The sequence below is a fragment of the Paraeggerthella sp. Marseille-Q4926 genome (genome assembly GCF_916618935.1).
Taxonomy (GTDB): domain Bacteria; phylum Actinomycetota; class Coriobacteriia; order Coriobacteriales; family Eggerthellaceae; genus Paraeggerthella; species Paraeggerthella hominis.
Map to the genome: position 1 here is coordinate 1 of NZ_CAKAKF010000004.1, position 16,234 is coordinate 16,234.

Consider the following 16,234-nt stretch of genomic DNA (forward strand, 5'->3'; position numbering starts at 1 on the left):
AGTCAATATTAGATTAAGGACTGGCTGGGTCGCTAATCCAACCGGGGCCGCCAAGCCCCTTGAACATGGCTCGATCAGGCTGGTTTCTACTGTAATGGGGTGGGATGGGGGCTGGAGCGGGGGCGGGCGAGAAACTGAGCGCGGAGCACTCGACTTCCAGATGCTGCCTGGGAGATACGGGCCTCCTGGTCAGCCTTGCGTTTTGGGATAAGAAGCACCAGGACAATGACCTGTATCAGGCTATCCTCCTTGGCACGCTAAACGTGAATGAAGGGATGCTCACGGAAAACGCGATCGCGCTCGACGGCACCGGCACCGCACGCAAAGAGAGGGCCGCAACTCCAGGAGTCCGGCCCTCTCTTTTCTACGCAGTATTCGGACGGGTTACGAAATGTGTCCGAGGAAGTCTTTGGTACGGTCGGACTTCGGATGGTCGAACACCTCTTCCGGCGTTCCCTGCTCCACGATGAAGCCGCCGTCCATGAAGATGACGCGGTCGGCCACATCGCGCGCGAAGCCCATTTCGTGCGTGACCACGATCATGGTCATACCCGCTTTCGCCAGGCTTTTCATAACGCCCAGAACGTCGCGCACAAGCTCTGGATCAAGCGCGCTGGTAGCCTCGTCGAACAGCATGACATGGGGATCCATGGCCAACGCGCGCGCAATAGCCACGCGCTGCTGCTGGCCGCCCGACAGCTCGGACGGCTTGTACTCCACGCGCTCGCCAAGGCCCACGCGCTCAAGCTGCTCGATCGCGATCTGCTCGGACTCCTCCTTGCCGCGACGGAGCACCTTCTGCTGAGCCAGCATCACGTTGCGCTTCGCCGTAAGGTGCGGGAACAGATTGAAGTTCTGAAACACCATGCCAACCTTGGCGCGCACTTTGTTGATGTCGGTCTTCTTCGAGGTGATCTCGGTATCCTCGAAGAAGATGCGGCCCTCGGTGGGCGTTTCCAGCATGTTCACGCACCGAAGCAGCGTGGACTTTCCCGAGCCGGACGGCCCCAGGATAACCACCACTTCGCCACGATACACGTCAAGGTCAATGCCCCGCAGCACCACGTTGTCGCCAAACGCCTTGCGCAGTCCTTCGATACGCACGACGGGGGCCTCCGAAGATTCCTTTACATCGTTCATGGAAGCACCTCCTTAATGGCTCAGTCGGCCGCTGGGCGAGGGGTCGTCCCCCACCGCACCCGGGCCGGCAAACGTCTCGGACATGCGAATGCTGCGCGCTACGGCAGCGTCGGAATCGGGAAGGATCGCATCGGTGGGATTGCTGCCCAAACCCGCATGCGCGCCCTTCTTGCGCTTCCTGCGACCGCCCGCCATGCGCTGCTCCATCGAGTTGATGAGCTTCGTCATGGGGATGGTCACGATCAAGTAGAAGCCCGCGGCCACGATGTAGGGCGTTACGTTGCCCGTTGCCGCCGTGATGGTCTTCGAGAACATCATGATTTCCATAACGCCGACAGCCGCCAAGAGCGAGGTGTCCTTGTACATAAGGATGAACTCGCTGGTCATCGTAGGAATGACGCGACGAATGGTCTGCGGAATGATCACGTAGAACATAGTCTGCGCGCCGTTCATGCCCAATGAGCGGGCCGCTTCGAACTGGCCCGTGTTGATGGACTGGATGCCCGCACGGAATATCTCGGCCAGATACGCGCTGGAGTTCAGCACCAGCACGATGGCTCCCAGCACGAACAGGTCCATCTTGATGCCGAGCAGCGGCAGACCGAAGAACGCGATGTAGATCTGCAAGAACAGAGGCGTACCGCGCACGACGTTGATGTACGTTGCGCCGATAGCGCGCGGAATACGGCTTTTCGCCATGCGAAGGAACGACCACATCAACCCCAAGGGTATGGACAGCGGGAAGCTGACCACCACCAGCGCAAGGGCCACAAGCCAACCGGAAAATACCGTGGGCACCGACGTCACGACGATCGTGGGATCGAAGAACAGGTGGAGGAACTTGTTGGAGTTCCACGCCTTCACCCATTCTTGCTGCCCGAGCCACGAGGACAGCTGATCGGCTGGCGACGTGCTGACTACGGTGAACGTCTTGTCGGTTGCAGGCATGTCATGCTGCTGCCCATCGGCGGTTGTGTAGCTTCCCGCCAGGCCAAAGCTTCCGCCTCCGCCCGGCAGCAACACGCGATTGCATTCCAGCATGACAAGCGAACCGGCAGGAGCGGGATCAGAGAAAGACGCCGTCACCCGCACGCCGTCGACCGTCGCCTGAGCGGCCACGTCCAACCGGTCGAGCCCATTCATGACCGTGACCTTCACGTTTTCAGCTTCAACCGTGGAACCTTCGGGCAAGTCGATGACCACCTGGGACAAAGACTCGTCCTCGGCTGTTTGACCCTGCCACGTAACGCGCGTGGGCGTGGCACCGAGCACCTGCGAACCGTCGGCGTCGTTGGGCTGGGCGCTCCAACGCTCGGTTTCCAACGCATGCGCGCACAAGGGCTGGGCCAGCGAAACGGCAAGTGCCGCAGCGGCCAAGACCACTGCGACACGAGCGATGTGCGCTTTTGCACCGTTAACGATGTTCATGATTCGAAACAGTCAGACTACTTGAGCCACTTGGCAACAAGCTCGTCGTACGTGCCGTTGTCCCGCACGGCCTTGAGCGCTTCGTTGAGAGCCTTCGTCAGCTCAGGATTCTCTTTGCTCACCACAACGGCGTACTGCTCGCCCGTGGGAATCTCTTTGATGACTTCGCAGTCGGAGTACGCCTTCACGTAATAGTTCGCAACGGGCAGGTCAACGGAAATCGCGTCGATCTGACCCGAATCGAGAGCGGCGAACACGGCCGTCATCTCATCGTACGCGGTTACTTCAGCGTCCTTGATGTTCTCGGCAGCCCACTCGTAGCCGGTCGTGCCGGACTGAGCGCCGATCTTCTTGCCCTCAAGCTGCGACACGTCGGTGATGCCCGAATCCTTGCGCACGGTGATGCTCTGGTTCACGTCGCAGTACGAATCGGTGAAGTCGATCTGCTGCAGGCGCTTGTCGGTGATGGTGAACGAGGAAACTCCCACGTCGGCCTTGCCGCCAGCCTGGATAAGCGGAACGATGGTGTCGAACTTGGTGGAAGGCAGGTACTCGCACTCAAGGCCCATTTCCTTGGCAAGGGCGTTCATGAGGTCCACCGCAAAACCCTCGGGCTTGTCGCCGTTAAGATTCTCGAACGGCGGAAAATCGAGCGATGCGGCAACGGTAAGCTTACCGCCGTTGACCAGCTGGTAGCTCCCGTCGGCTCCCGCTGCATCCGAAGCGGCGTTCTGGTCGCCGGACGAGCAGCCGAACAGCGTCAGCGTTGCGGCCAGCATGCCCGCAACGGCAACGAGGCCCCATTTCTTGATATTCATATCCTCTCCCCTTTCCACAATGTTCGCTCTTTCCGAACATGCACATGGTATGCAGTCGCACCACTATACGGCCCCGAGCGCGTTTTATCAAAGAACTATGCGTTTCGAACTGGATAGGCAGGGCCTGACGGCCCCCGAGCGGTCGTTTCAGGGGGTTCTACGGTTTAGCGCAGTAAAGTGGTGGAGCGTGTTGGGGACGCGGGTGTGGGTGTGGGTGTGGGTGTGGGTGTGGGGATGCGGCGGGCGGGGGCGTAGGGCGCGTACGGGGGCGTGGGGCGGTCCGGGCGCGGCGGCGCGGCGGTCGAGCCGTGCGGGCGCGTGGGCGCGGCGGCCCGGCCGTCCGCCTGTGCGGGCGTGCCCGGCCAAACCGCCGCCCCAAGCGGCAAGACAAGCCGACGGGCTAGGCAGCAGGAATGCGAAAGCCCAGATACGGGATTCCTCCGAACCGGCCATGGTAATCCGACCCGCCCGTGCATATCAATCCGTAGCGTTCGGCCACATTCGCACAGCGCGCATGATCGATGGGCGTGTGGTCGGGGTGGAACCGCTCGATACCTCCCAAACCGCATTCCGCAAGCGCCGGAACCATATCGTAGCTATCCAGCTGACCGGGGTGCGCCAAAACAGCCAGCCCCCCGTCCTCCACGATAGCCGTCACGGCATCGCGCGCGTCCACGTACGCGATATCGCGATCGCAGATGCCGCCGTTCTTGAACAAGCTTCGGTACAGCGCGCGATAGGCTGCGGATACGTACGGCTCATCGGTGAGCGCCGCCATGATGTGCTGCTTGTACAACGCCGTGGAAGCGCAGCCCAGCGCAAGGGCCTTCGACACATCGACACGATAGCCGGCCGATGCCAACCGATCAAGCTGCCAAAGCGAATTCGCGTTGCGACGCTCGAGCGTGGGCGCGCACAGGGCCTCCACCGCTGACGCCCCCTCGTGCAGTCCCAAGCCCAGCACGTGCACCTTGCGCATGCGCTCGAAATCGTACGCGCTTATCTCCACGCCGCCCACCACGCGAACATCCAGTCGCTCTCCCAGCTTGGCTGCCTGGTCAAGCCCTCGCGTCGTGTCGTGGTTCGTGAACGCCACGCGCCCAATGCCGCGCTGGCGCGCCTGCTCGAGCACCTCCTCGAACGTGTCCGAGCCGTCCGAAACGGTGGTATGCACATGGAGATCTTCGATCACGCCATCATCCCTTCCTGCATGTTGAACTCATGATCGCACAACCCCTCCATGAATTCGAGGTCGTGGAAAATGCCGAGCATGGTGGTTCCCTCGGCTTTGAGCTGCTGGATCAGATCGCGCACCTTCAGCTTCGACGCATTGTCGAGCGATGCCGTGGGCTCGTCGAGCAGCAGCAGCCGGGGGCGCTTGATCATGGCCGCCGCAATGTTGAGCCGCAGCTTCTCGCCTCCCGAAAACGTGCGCGGATACAGTTCCCACAGCTCTTCGTCCAAGTCGAAGTGGCGAAGCATCCGCTCGGTTTCCGCCTCCGCCCGCTCGCGCTCGGTCGCGCCGTAGGCTTCCAATGCGCTTCTCAACACGATGTCGCGCGCGGTTTGGCGCGGCAGGGCATTCAAGAACTGGGACACGTAGCCCAGTTCGTAGGAGCGCAGATACAGCATCTGGCGCTGCGTAGCCTGGGCGATGTCCACCAGGCCGAAGCGCGCGGAGTCGTACAGGATGCGCCCGTGCTCAGGCAGGTTCGTGCGCCAGATGCAGCGCAGGATGGTGGACTTCCCGCTGCCGCTGCGACCGGTGATGCCCACGAACTGACCGGGGGCGATGGAGAACGAGATATCGTGGCACCCCTGGATCCTCCGGTCCACCCGATGGAGCAAAAACGACTTCGACAGGCCCTCGATTTGAAGCAAGGGAGCTGCGGAAGCTCCCTGGACGACCGTGCATGGCTCCAGGCCGTCGGAACGCTCGACGGTCATGCTACATCACCTCGACGCACGCGGCGCGGGGTGCGCGAACAGCCTTGTCGCACTCGGCAAGGTCGCGCCCGTACCCGCACGGCTGATCGGGATAGTGCGAGCGAAACACGGAATGACCGCCCACGAACGCGCGCGTGACCACCGGCATGGTGCGCTTGCCCGCGCCTTGCGCCAAGCCGGTCGAGGTGCCGCCAGCGCTTTCTCCGCAGGAGATCTCGCGCACCAGCAAGATGTCCGCGCGCTTGCCCACGGCAAGGGAGCCCACCTCGTCCGCAATGCCCGCAGCTTTCGCGGGATTGATGCTGACCAGGGAAAACGCTCGCGCGATATCCAACCCGCACCGATCGCGCAACGTGAACACGGCATCGAGCAGCGCCGCCGGATAGTAATCGCTGCACAGCACGTCGATCGCGCCGGCCTGCACGGCCTCGCGTGCGCTCAGATTGCCCGAATGGCTGTGGCCCAGCATGACGTTGGGCGCCCCGGCAATCGTGTGCATGCCGCGCGCCCGCGCCTCGCGAGCGATGTCGAGCGAAATGGGGAACTCGGAAATGGTGGCCTCCAAGCCGTCCATGAAGGCAAGCTTCTCCACGCTGTCGTCGTCGTGCGAGGCAATGGAAACGCCGCGCTCGCGCGCAATGGAAGCCAAGGCGGTGATCTGGGCGTACGTCATTTTCTGGCTTTCCTGCTGCTGACGGACGATGTCGCGCACCTCGTCGTCGGAAACGTCGCGGTAGCCTTTGAGCGTGTCGCCGAACACCAGCAGGTCACGGTACTGGCCCTGGCCGGGGGTGTGATCCATGAACGACACCAGATCCACTTTGCCCGAACGCAAGAACTCCTCGATGTCGTCGTACAGATCCACCGAGTCCAATTCCACGCGCATGTGCAGGCGGTGGCGAATGAGGTGGTCGCGCTCTTCGCCGCCGCGCAGCGCCGCCACGCGGTCGATGAGCGCGCTCACGTTTCCAAAATCGCGAATGGGCTTGTGGTCGAAGATATGCGCCCCGTACACCGAAAGCGAGTGGAAGATGGTGGTCACGCCGTGCGACACCAGCTCGCGGTCGGCCTTGTACAGCGACGTGCTCAGGTCCATGACCACGCTCGGGCGCGGCGAGGCCACGTTTTCCACGTAGTCGGAGTGGATGTCGATCAGCCCGGGAGCCACGTACGCGCCGCGTGCATCGACTACGGGAAGCACGCCGACGACGGAATCGGGCTGCGCGTCGAAATCCGACACGCTGGAAGGCTCGATGGAAGCGATGCGCCCATCGATCACGACAACGTCGTGATCGGGCAATACGCGATCGGCGCACACCACCGTACCGCCGCGGATGATGCAAGAGCTGTTGTCCATGGAAGAATTCCTTTCGGGAGTTGGTCGGGCAGGAGCGAAGCGACCTGCCCATGCCGCCGCCAGGCGGCATGCGGGGCGTGCTGGTTGGCGTAGTACGTCAGCGAGGGGGCTTCCCGGTGCCCAAGATTGGCGCGAAGGCTCGAGGAAGCGTGCTTTTGCACGCGACGAGGGCCTGGAGCGCCAAGATTGGGTGCCGGAAGCTCCCGCAGCGTCGGGCGGTTCCGGCGGTCTACCGACCGCCGGAACCCGCTGCTCGTCAGAGCAGCGAATAGACGAGCTGCTGGGTGTAGGCATGCTGGGGATCCTCGAGGATCTGGTCGGTCAGGCCGCTTTCGATGACGCGGCCGTCCAGCATGACCAGGGTGCGATCAGCCAGCATGCGGATAACGCCCAGGTCGTGGCTTACCACCAACATGCTCACGTTGAAGTCGCGCCTGATCTGCTGGATAAGATCGAGCACGGCGGCCTGCACGGACAGGTCGAGCCCCGTGGTCACCTCGTCGAGCAGCAGGATGGGCGGGTTGTTGGACAGGGCCTTCGCAATCTGAACGCGCTGCTGCATGCCGCCGGAAAAGTTGCGCGGCGGCTCCACCGCGCGCGCCTGCGGTATGTTCACGCGCTCCAGCAAGTCCTCGCCTCGTGCGCGCATGGCGCCCACGTTGCGGCTGCCTGCGGCTATCATCTGCTCGGCAATGTTGGACAAGCTGGAAAAATCCATCCGCAAGCCCAGATACGGGTTCTGATACACCATGCCGAACACCGTGTTCCGAATAGCCCGACGCTGCTGCGACGACAAATCGAACAGGTTGGCGGCGCCACCGTCGTACGGCAGTGCGCGAACGTCGCCCGACGTTGCCTCCTCGTCGAAGAACAGGCACTTCATGAACGTGGACTTTCCGCTGCCGGACTCGCCCACCACGCCCACGATCTCGGCGGGGAACACGTCCAAGCTCACGTCGCGCACCGCATGCACCGTACCGCAGCGCGGGCACACGTTGCGCTCGAGCTGCGCCGAGGAATCCAGGCAATACGCGCAACCGGAGCCGAACCGCTTCGACAGGTGGCGCACCGACAAGCTGGGCGTTTCATCTGCGCCGAAGTGCTGCGCATCAAGCATGGGGCGCTCCTTCCAAAGAATCACTGGTCGTTCGCAGGGTCGACGAAGCGCAGAACGCGGTGTCGTTGCACTGATAGAACACGGCGCCGGTTTCCTCGTCCACCAACTCGTCCAGGTACACGTTCCGAGCGCCGCACAAGCGGCACTGCTTGCCGTCGAAGCGCTCCACCGCGAAGGGATAGTCCTCGAAATCCAAGGGAGCGACGTTCGTGTAAGGAGGCACCGCGTATATCTTCTTCTCGCGGCCTGCACCCAGCAGGGTCAGGTGATCGGCCTGGTGAAGCTTCATGTTGTCGAAACGAGGAATGGGAGACGGGGCCATGACGTAGCGATCGTGCACAAGCACGGGGTGATCGGCGCCCGTCGTGGTCATGTTAAATCGCACGATCTGGTCGAACAGCTCCAGCCACGCGCCTGTGTAGTCGGCTTCCGCATGCAGGCGCCGCGTGACGGCCTCGCTCGGCTCGAAGCTGCGCAACGGCTCGGGCGTGGGCACCTGAAGCACCAGCACCTGGTCTGCGCGCAGCGGCTGCTCGGGAATGCGATGGCGCGACTGCACCAGCGTGGCCTCTTCGGTAACGTCGGTGACCTCGACATCGGTGGTGTCGGCCACCAGCTTCTTGATGTTGACGGCGTTCACGCTGTCGTCCGACCCCTGGTCGATCACCTTGAGCACGTCATCGCGCCCGATCAGGCTGAGCGTGATCTGCAACCCGCCCGTGCCCCACCCGCGTCCGATGGGCATTTCGCGCGACGCGAAGGGCACCTGATAACCCGGGATGGACACGCCTTTGATGATCGCGCGGCGGATCTCGCGCTTCGACGCCTCGTCGAAAAACGCGTAATTATAGCGCTGCTGCATCGGCAGGCCCCTTCCCTTCCTCGCGCGTGCCGCGCACGCTGGACAGCTTCGATTGGAACGTGACGTAGTGCGGCAGCTTGAGGTGCGAGATGAACCCCGTAGCCTCCACGCCGTCCACGTGGTACAAAACGAACTCCTCGTCTTCAGTGGGATAGCGCGCATCGCCCAGCTCCAAGCAGCGATCGAGCACGCTCATGGCGATGGCCTTGGTCTCGGCGCGGCCGAACACGCAGCCGTAGCCCACGGCCAAAGACAAGCCGGCCGACAGGTTCGCCGCCTCGTCCTCATGGGACATGAACACGCTTTCGACTTCGGTAAGGGGAACCGACCCCAGGTAGTACGCGTCTTCGGCGCCGCCCGCCTCCAGCGGGTGATCGACCGACACCGCAACCGTGCCGCTGCGCAGCTCGCCCACCGTGGGATGCGCGGGCCCGAAGCCGCGAATGGCCGCGTACCCCAACGCCTCGACGGCCTGCGTCATGCCGCGCGCAAGCGTTTGCAAGCGCACGGAACGCGGCGCGGGAAACGTGAGCGGGACCATGGTGGCGTCAACCGGCGGGGTATCATCGCATCGCACGGGTTCGACCAGTCCTTCGCCGCGCAGGTAATCCAAAACGCGCGGAAGCGCAGCGGGGAGCGCGCCGTCTGCAGCGGCAGTTGCGGCGCAGGCGTCCTCGTCAAAGTGACGCAGCAGCTCCGCGCGCTTTTCCGCAAGGACTTCCTCGTCTTCGGTCTCCAGGTCGAACGCGAGCAGACGATGGCCGTAATCGCGCGTAGCGCCAAGAACCTGACCTCCCGGAACGTCCTTGAATGCCGCCGACACCCGGCGATTCGCGCGCATGCTCCCCGTATCGATGGGCCGCGAAACGTACGGCCGCTCCAGCGTCGAGCGAAACGCGCGCAGAAGAAACACCGCTTCATCGGGCGATCCTTGCGCCTGCTTGAGCGCAAGCGCCGCCAAGCGCGGGGCGTACAGCGACGCCTCGCCCATCACCTGGTCGATCAGGTCAGGAAACGTGCCCTCGATCTGGTCGGTTCCCCACGCTGCCGAAGAGCTGACGCGTTCGAGCTCAAGCAGCTTGAGGCTTTCCTCGATGGCCTTGCCGCCGCCGCGAACCGCAACGTATCCCATTTAGAGCACCCCCTTGGCGTCGAGCTCGCCAACACACGTCACGCGCGAGCTGCGGGGAACGGCCACCACGTTGCCCGAAGGATCGACCAGCACCATTTCCACGCCGCACGGAAACTCGTCCTCGCGCGCCGCACGGGCTTCGGCCCAACCGATGCGGTCGATGGCAAAGCGGTTCGCATCCCGCACGCCCGGCCCGCGCACCTCGACAGCAAACATCGCCGGCTCAGTGCGCTCGGTCGCAGCGGAAGCCTCCGCGATACGCGTGCAGCCCATGAGCAGGGTGGCTCCTTTCTCCGGGGCCATCAGCGTTCCGCGGCACGACTCCAACACGGCCTCGGCTGCCATGCGCGCATCCGCACGTGCCGGCACGATGACGAAACCGGCGTCGCAAACGGAAGCGCGAGACGCATGCGATTCGCTGGTCACGTACGCGGCCAGAGCATCCGGCTCCACATCGGCCACGGCGAACGTCACCGCCTGATCGACGAACAGCCGTACGATCGACTCAAGCGCCGGATCCAGAGCCGTCGGGCGCGCAGGATTGTCGGGCGCGGCCTCGACGCGATGAACGGTACCCGGGTACGCAAACGCGTCCAACACGCTGCGAAACGTCCGCTGCATACGATGCAGATCCGCATCCTCCCTGATCATCATGCTTCTGCCTCCATGGTCGAGAAATCCACGCGCGTGGCGTCGACGCGGCGCGCATCGGCTGCGTCTCGCTCGGCAATGCGAGCAAGCTCATCGGCAAGCCGAGGCTCCCAGCGCTGCGCGCGAGCCGCGCCCGCCTCCCCGGAAAACGCCGCATCCACCACGGCCAGCTCGTAGGCGCGGCAGCGATCGCTTCCCAAGACCAGCCCCAAGCCAACAGCATCCCCCATGCGCACGCGGCACGACGTTGCCAGCGCTTCGCCCAGGTAGAACAGGGTTCCTTGCGCCGTCTCGCGCACCTGCATCATCACCAGCTCTTCGCGAGGGTCATCGAGCACGACGATGGCGCCCGGCGCCGCATCGCGCTCGATTTCGCACACGATAGCCCGCGCCAGCGCAGGGTCGCCCTCCACGAGAGCGCGCGTGCGTTCGTATCGCTTCAAAGTCACAGCATTCCTTTCATTACAAGTTGAATCTCAACCACCACGAACCCAGCGCAGGCGAAGTTCACCGCTGCACGATATAGCGCTTCCGCAGCTTCGTAGCCACCACTTCCAGCACCACCGCAACCGCCAAGCACAGGTACACGATCAGCCCCACCTCATGGATGTTGTAGTAGAAGCTTCCCGCCAAGAACAGCTGGTAGCCAATGCCGCCCGCGCCCGCCACGGCCCCCACGGCCACAGCGTTCACAAAGTTGATCTCGAAACGGATGAACGTCCACGAGAGCATTTCGTTCACTTTTTCGGGCACCACGCCCCGAAACACCACCTGCCACCATGAAGCCCCGCTCGCGCGCAGCGCCTCCAGCACGCCGGCGTCCACCTCTTCGAAGCTTTCCGAATACGCTTTCACCAAATACGCCACGCTATGAAACAGCAAGCCGGTGACCGCCGCCTCAGGGCCCAGCCCGATAGCCACCGAGAACACGAGCACCCATAAGATGGTGGGAACGGCGCGGGCCACGCTCATGAACACCTTGATGGCGTTGCTTACGGCTCTGCTTGACAGGTTCGACGCAGCCAGAAGGCCCAGCACGAACGCGATCACCGCGCCGATGAACGTCGTAAGCAGCGCCAAGGCCAACGACACGAACAGCCCCTCCATCACGTCAGGCAGCGTGAAGTGCCCGCCAAGCCCCGGCTGCAGCATCATCATGAAGAAATCCTCGACAGCGGCAGCCATTGCAGCGAAGAACGAGACCTTGCCGTAGTCCATGGTTACCAGGGCGTACACGGTCACGACGGCCAGAACGCCCAGAACCGTGTACAGGGCTTTGTTCGAAGCGCTGGCCACATGGGTCTTGATCTTGCCCGAACGCGTAACGCGCGCACCGGCCACCGCAGGCGAAGCCCCGCCTCCGAAGCTCCCGTCAACCGAGGCGGCGGCCCCGGCTCCAACGCCCCGCATGTCGGCAGAAGCCCCGTGCACGTAGCCTGCGTCCTCCGCAATGGACGAGGCCATCGCCTCCGCAGCCACCTTGTCGGCGTTGCGCATCATATGATCTTCCTCCTCACGTAGTTCGACGTGAGCTCGCACGCCACAACCGCCAGAATGATCGCCAGGATCACCAACCCGGCAACGTCGTAGCGAAAGCTCTTGTAGTACACGTCGAACACGAAGCCGATGCCCGTTCCCGTCAAAAGGCCGATGAGCGTGGCATCGCGAATGTTCGTCTCGATCATGTACAGCACCCAGCTGACAACCGACGTGATGCTCATGGGAATGACGGCCTGCGCCACGATCTGCCCGTAGCTGGCCCCCGCGGCGCGCAACGCCTCCACGGGACCAGAGCCCATCTCGTCGATGCTTTCCAAAAAGCACCTTGTCAAATAGCCGAAACTGGTCAAGAACAGCGCGAAGAAACCCGTGAACTCGCTTTGTTTGAACGAGAACAGCAAGATGAACGCCCAGGCAACCACCGGAATATTGCGAAACAGCGACGCGATAGCCCTCACCGCAAGGGGAATCGGACCGCCCACCCCCACCGATCGAGAGCCCAAAACCGCGCATACGTACGCCAGGATCGCCGCCGTGCAACTCGACGCGATCGAAGCCAGCACGGTCGATGCCAAAGCGGGCAGAATGGTGCCCAGCTTCTGAAGGGACGAGACCGACGGAACGAACTGCGTGGCCATCCATACGAACCCGCCCGGAACGTCAAGCACCGCCTGGATGAAATCGAATCCGACGTAGGTGCCCGACAGCGCGCCCAACGCAAGAAACACTGCGGCGGCCGCAACAAGGGATACGGTGCGTCGCAGGAAGAAGGACCCGTCGTACTGACCCCGCGGAACAGCACGATGACCGCGTAATTTTGCGCGCACGGCCGCAACGGGCGCACGTCTGATAGCGCGATCGATCATGCAGCCTCTCCCGTCGACTCGTCGGACAAGGGCTGCGCCTTTCCACCCGCACGCGACGCTTCGCCGCGGCCGGATTCGTCGTCTTCGCCCGAATCGTAAATGTCGGCAATGATCTCTTCGGTCAGATCGGCAGGGGAGCCATCGAACACCAGCTGGCCTTTCTTGAGGGCCACGATGCGATCGGAGAACTCGCACGCGAAATCCACCTGGTGCAGGTTGACCAGGCAGGCAACGCCCAGCTCGTCAGCCGCCCAACGCAAGTGCTCCATCACGGTGCGAGAAGACTTCGGATCCAGGCTGGCAATGGGCTCGTCGGCCAGCATGAGCAGCGGGTCCTGCACCAGCGCACGGGCAATGCCCACGCGCTGCTTCTGTCCGCCGGACAGCTGATCGGTGCGCGTATAAGCGAAATCCGCCAAGCCCACCTGGTCGAGAATCTCGAACGCACGGCGCTTCTCTTCCTCGCTGAACAGGCCCAACATGCCCGCAAGCGTAGACTTGTAGCCCAAACGGCCCTGCAACACGTTCTCGATGGCGGTTGCGCGATACACCAAGTTGTAGTGCTGGAACACCATCGCAATACGACGGCGGCACGCGCGAAGTTCGCGACCTCGCACGCCCGTCACGTCCCGACCGTCAAACAGGACCGACCCTTGCGTAGGGTCGATCAGCCGGTTCACGCATCGCAGCAGCGTGGACTTGCCCGCACCCGAGCATCCGATGATGCTGACGAACTCTCCCGGAGCCAGGGAAAGCGACACCCCGTCGAGCGCCTTCGACCAACCGTCGTAGCTCTTCGTCACGCCGCGCAGATCAAGCAGGTTGTCGGATCGATGCTTCGCCTGCGCAGGCGAAGCGCCCGCCGATGCGGGCGCCCCCGGCGCAACGGATACGCGCGCGTCAAGCATTACTCCGCCCCGCCCAGTTTGCGAATCGGCTCGTACCACGCATCGTCGGTCTTGACGAATCGGGTCTTCTCAGATTCCTTCTTGAACAGGCCCTTTGCGTTTTTGTCTTCAGGATCGATGAAGATCTGCTTGTTGCCGGCAACCGCATCGGAGCAGAAGTGCTCGACGATCTTCGTGCGATCTTCATCAGAGATCGCCTCTTCGTTGAAGCAGATGGGCGAGTTCAAAACCGGCGTGAGCGCGATGATGGTGAAGCTTTTCCCGCGCACCGTGTCCATGGGGGCCTCGGCGTTGTCCTTCGCCTTGTATACGGCACCGATGCTGTTGGGCTCGCCGGACACGAGGTCAAGGTACATGTCCACGTCAACGTCGTCAAACGCCGCCGCCTCGGCGTCGCCCGAAAGCAAGTTCACCACCGAGCCCACGTGCGAGTTGCCGAACAGCACTTCGCTGAAGAACTTGCCGGCCTCCAACAGCTGGTCGGAGCTGTCCAACCCGAACTCTTTCACGATGCCGCTCGACGGAACCTTGAAGCCCGAAGTGGACGTGGCCGACACGAACGAGAATGACTTGCCCTTGATGCCCTCGATCGAATAACCGCTTCCCTTCTTGTACTGCTCGGCGTCTTCGGTGCGCACGCAAATGCGGCTGTAGTAGCAAGCCCCTTCAAGGCCGCCGTCCTTGTCGCTGTTGGTGAACGCAGCCTGCACCTTGGGGTTCTTCTTGTTGGCCTGCACGTAACCTTCGGGACCCAAAAGGGCCATTTGAGCCTTGCCCGAAGCGATGGACTCGATGGCCACGTTGTAATCCGTGGTGGTGAGCAGCTTCGCTTCGCGCCCGCACGCTGCCGTGATGGCCGCGCCGATAGCCTCGCGCGAGGAGGTCATGTCGGCCGAAGAGTTGTCAGGAAGCCATACCATCGTGATAGGTTCAGCGGAGGACCCGCCGTCGGTCTGCGACTCGGAGGAGCCCGCAGCCGCGCCGCTTCCGCCAGCCGTGCAGCCCGTCATCGCGCCGAACATGCCCGCCATTGCAAGCGCAGCACCGCCCACTACGAACTGGCGCCTGCTCAGAAACCCTTCTGCCATGCTTTCTTCCTTTCGCGATTCCGACACGCACGTGTCGGATGGTTTCGTTGTTGCGCGCATCGGATCTCCGGTGCGCGCAATCAATCGTACGGAAGGCAGGTAAAAGGCACTTCAGGCGCAGGTAAAGAAGCTCCCAAGTTCAAGCAAGGAAGCTGTCAGATCCGGGCAAAGGACCCGTAAAGAAGCCTGCGGAAAAGGCGGACAGCGGCGCTTCTTGTGCCGAGCAGGGTCCCGCGCCAAGCAGGGTTCCGAGCCGAGCAGGATCCCCGTATCAGACAGGCCCCGCGCCAAGCGGCGCTTCCCGCATCAAGCAGGCGTCGCCCTTTTCCCGGATCCCGGATCCCGGAGGCGACTCTCGCACCAACGCCCAGCCGCCACCGATACGCGCACAGAAAACGAGGGTCTTGGCACGAAATCTCGGGTCTGCGTCGTCTCGCCGGACTATCGGCTGCGGTTGTTTTGAGCAGCTGCACCAACAGGCCAGCTCAACAAGCCGCAACAGATCCGGCAACGATCGAAGGCATTTCTCAAGGAGCGCAGACCCGCAATCCCGTGCCAAACTGGACGCCAAACCCAGAAAACATGCGGGGCCTTAACGCAGTACGGCCTCGCGCAAGCGGTAATGCGCCCGCGTGAACTCGGGATCCTTGAACCGCAGTCTCTTGCCCGTCATTTGGGCAATCAGCACAGCGATTTTGAACAAAGCTTCTCCACTGGAAATCTGGCCGTTAGTCACCGTTATCACGGTCATCCCCATAGACACCAACGTGTTGCGGCGCTTCGAATCGCGCGAAATATGCTGGGCGCCCGTATGACATTCGTCGGAATCGTATTCGACGCATACGTTAACCCGCGGCCAGCACAAATCGCAAACGCAGTACCCCTGAGACGCACTGCGACGAAATCGCATAGGAACGTCGATACGATAGTTGAGGAAGGGTTTCTCGATGCCGTAGCCTCCCAAGCGATACGGCAAGCACAACAGCAGGTAGAGAGCCGATTCCCGAGGAGACGCCGAACCGTCGTTCATGTAAAGCAACGCCTGGGCGGCTTTTTTCCGGCCCCGCACTCCAGCAGCGCTTTCGACAAACGCCTTCAACTTGGAAACGCAGGTAAGCGGGGGCAGGTTATATTCCGTACCGCCCTCTTTGCGCTGAGCGTAGGTGCCGCACAGCTCCATGCCTTGATACACAAGCTCCTCCAAAGAAAGGTCGCTCGCCATCAGAAGAAATAAAAATTCCGGCGAAGGGGCCAGTACGCCATTCCCCACCTGCAAAAACGATCCCTTCGGAAGAGGGCCGCTCCACAACCGCCCCGTCAACAGCGAAGAACGCGGCCGCGCGGAGGGGCGGGATACCAACACCTCGAAAGGCGGATGACATTCGGAAGGCAGTTGAACGCCATCCGGCAAAACCGGTCG

The 16,234-nt window shown here is 62.7% G+C and carries 16 protein-coding genes; all 16 read right to left on the reverse strand.

Annotated features, from left to right (window positions below; genetic code table 11):
• Positions 1-384: 384 nt before the first annotated feature.
• Positions 385-1,140: an amino acid ABC transporter ATP-binding protein gene (locus LG373_RS08555; RefSeq protein ID WP_114568041.1), complete on the reverse strand. Its 756-nt coding sequence runs from the start codon at positions 1,138-1,140 to the stop codon at positions 385-387.
• A gap of 12 nt (positions 1,141-1,152) precedes the next feature.
• Complete coding sequence (locus LG373_RS08560; protein ID WP_114568040.1) at positions 1,153-2,568, reverse strand: amino acid ABC transporter permease; 1,416 nt, start codon at positions 2,566-2,568, stop codon at positions 1,153-1,155.
• A gap of 17 nt (positions 2,569-2,585) precedes the next feature.
• Positions 2,586-3,386, reverse strand: coding sequence for an ABC transporter substrate-binding protein (locus LG373_RS08565; protein WP_114568039.1), 801 nt, complete (start codon positions 3,384-3,386; stop codon positions 2,586-2,588).
• A gap of 400 nt (positions 3,387-3,786) precedes the next feature.
• Positions 3,787-4,578, reverse strand: a complete 792-nt coding sequence (phnPP, locus tag LG373_RS08570; RefSeq protein ID WP_225749565.1) for a phosphoribosyl 1,2-cyclic phosphate 1,2-diphosphodiesterase — start codon at positions 4,576-4,578, stop codon at positions 3,787-3,789.
• Positions 4,575-5,333, reverse strand: a complete 759-nt coding sequence (locus LG373_RS08575) for a phosphonate C-P lyase system protein PhnL (RefSeq protein WP_225749566.1) — start codon at positions 5,331-5,333, stop codon at positions 4,575-4,577. The genes phnPP and LG373_RS08575 overlap by 4 nt, the downstream gene beginning before the upstream one ends.
• Position 5,334: 1 nt before the next feature.
• Positions 5,335-6,690, reverse strand: coding sequence for an alpha-D-ribose 1-methylphosphonate 5-triphosphate diphosphatase (locus LG373_RS08580; protein ID WP_216529205.1), 1,356 nt, complete (start codon positions 6,688-6,690; stop codon positions 5,335-5,337).
• Positions 6,691-6,946: 256 nt separating this feature from the next.
• Positions 6,947-7,807: an ATP-binding cassette domain-containing protein gene (locus tag LG373_RS08585; protein ID WP_216529204.1), complete on the reverse strand. Its 861-nt coding sequence runs from the start codon at positions 7,805-7,807 to the stop codon at positions 6,947-6,949.
• Entirely contained in the window at positions 7,800-8,669 is an 870-nt protein-coding gene (locus LG373_RS08590; protein WP_216529203.1) for an alpha-D-ribose 1-methylphosphonate 5-phosphate C-P-lyase PhnJ, read from the reverse strand. The genes LG373_RS08585 and LG373_RS08590 overlap by 8 nt, the downstream gene beginning before the upstream one ends.
• A complete protein-coding gene (locus LG373_RS08595) occupies positions 8,653-9,801 on the reverse strand; it encodes a carbon-phosphorus lyase complex subunit PhnI (RefSeq protein ID WP_216529202.1) in 1,149 nt (382 codons plus the stop codon). Before LG373_RS08595 ends, LG373_RS08590 begins: the two co-directional genes overlap by 17 nt.
• Positions 9,802-10,455: a phosphonate C-P lyase system protein PhnH gene (gene phnH / locus LG373_RS08600; RefSeq protein ID WP_114566607.1), complete on the reverse strand. Its 654-nt coding sequence runs from the start codon at positions 10,453-10,455 to the stop codon at positions 9,802-9,804.
• Positions 10,452-10,901, reverse strand: a complete 450-nt coding sequence (locus LG373_RS08605; protein WP_225749568.1) for a phosphonate C-P lyase system protein PhnG — start codon at positions 10,899-10,901, stop codon at positions 10,452-10,454. Before LG373_RS08605 ends, phnH begins: the two co-directional genes overlap by 4 nt.
• 58 nt (positions 10,902-10,959) lie before the next feature.
• The gene (locus LG373_RS08610; protein WP_114566609.1) at positions 10,960-11,952 is read right to left on the reverse strand and encodes an ABC transporter permease; all 993 of its coding nucleotides are present in this window, start codon (positions 11,950-11,952) and stop codon (positions 10,960-10,962) included.
• Positions 11,949-12,818, reverse strand: a complete 870-nt coding sequence (locus LG373_RS08615) for an ABC transporter permease (RefSeq protein WP_114566610.1) — start codon at positions 12,816-12,818, stop codon at positions 11,949-11,951. Before LG373_RS08615 ends, LG373_RS08610 begins: the two co-directional genes overlap by 4 nt.
• Positions 12,815-13,726 (reverse strand): phosphonate ABC transporter ATP-binding protein, encoded by a 912-nt coding sequence (gene phnC / locus LG373_RS08620; RefSeq protein ID WP_114566611.1) that lies wholly within the window; start codon positions 13,724-13,726, stop codon positions 12,815-12,817. The genes LG373_RS08615 and phnC overlap by 4 nt, the downstream gene beginning before the upstream one ends.
• Positions 13,726-14,814 carry a phosphate/phosphite/phosphonate ABC transporter substrate-binding protein gene (locus LG373_RS08625; protein ID WP_216529201.1) on the reverse strand — a complete coding sequence of 363 codons (1,089 nt, stop codon included), beginning with the start codon at positions 14,812-14,814 and terminating at the stop codon, positions 13,726-13,728. Before LG373_RS08625 ends, phnC begins: the two co-directional genes overlap by 1 nt.
• Before the next feature lie 592 nt (positions 14,815-15,406).
• Entirely contained in the window at positions 15,407-16,006 is a 600-nt protein-coding gene (locus tag LG373_RS08630) for a DUF559 domain-containing protein (protein WP_225749569.1), read from the reverse strand.
• Positions 16,007-16,234 lie beyond the last annotated feature (228 nt).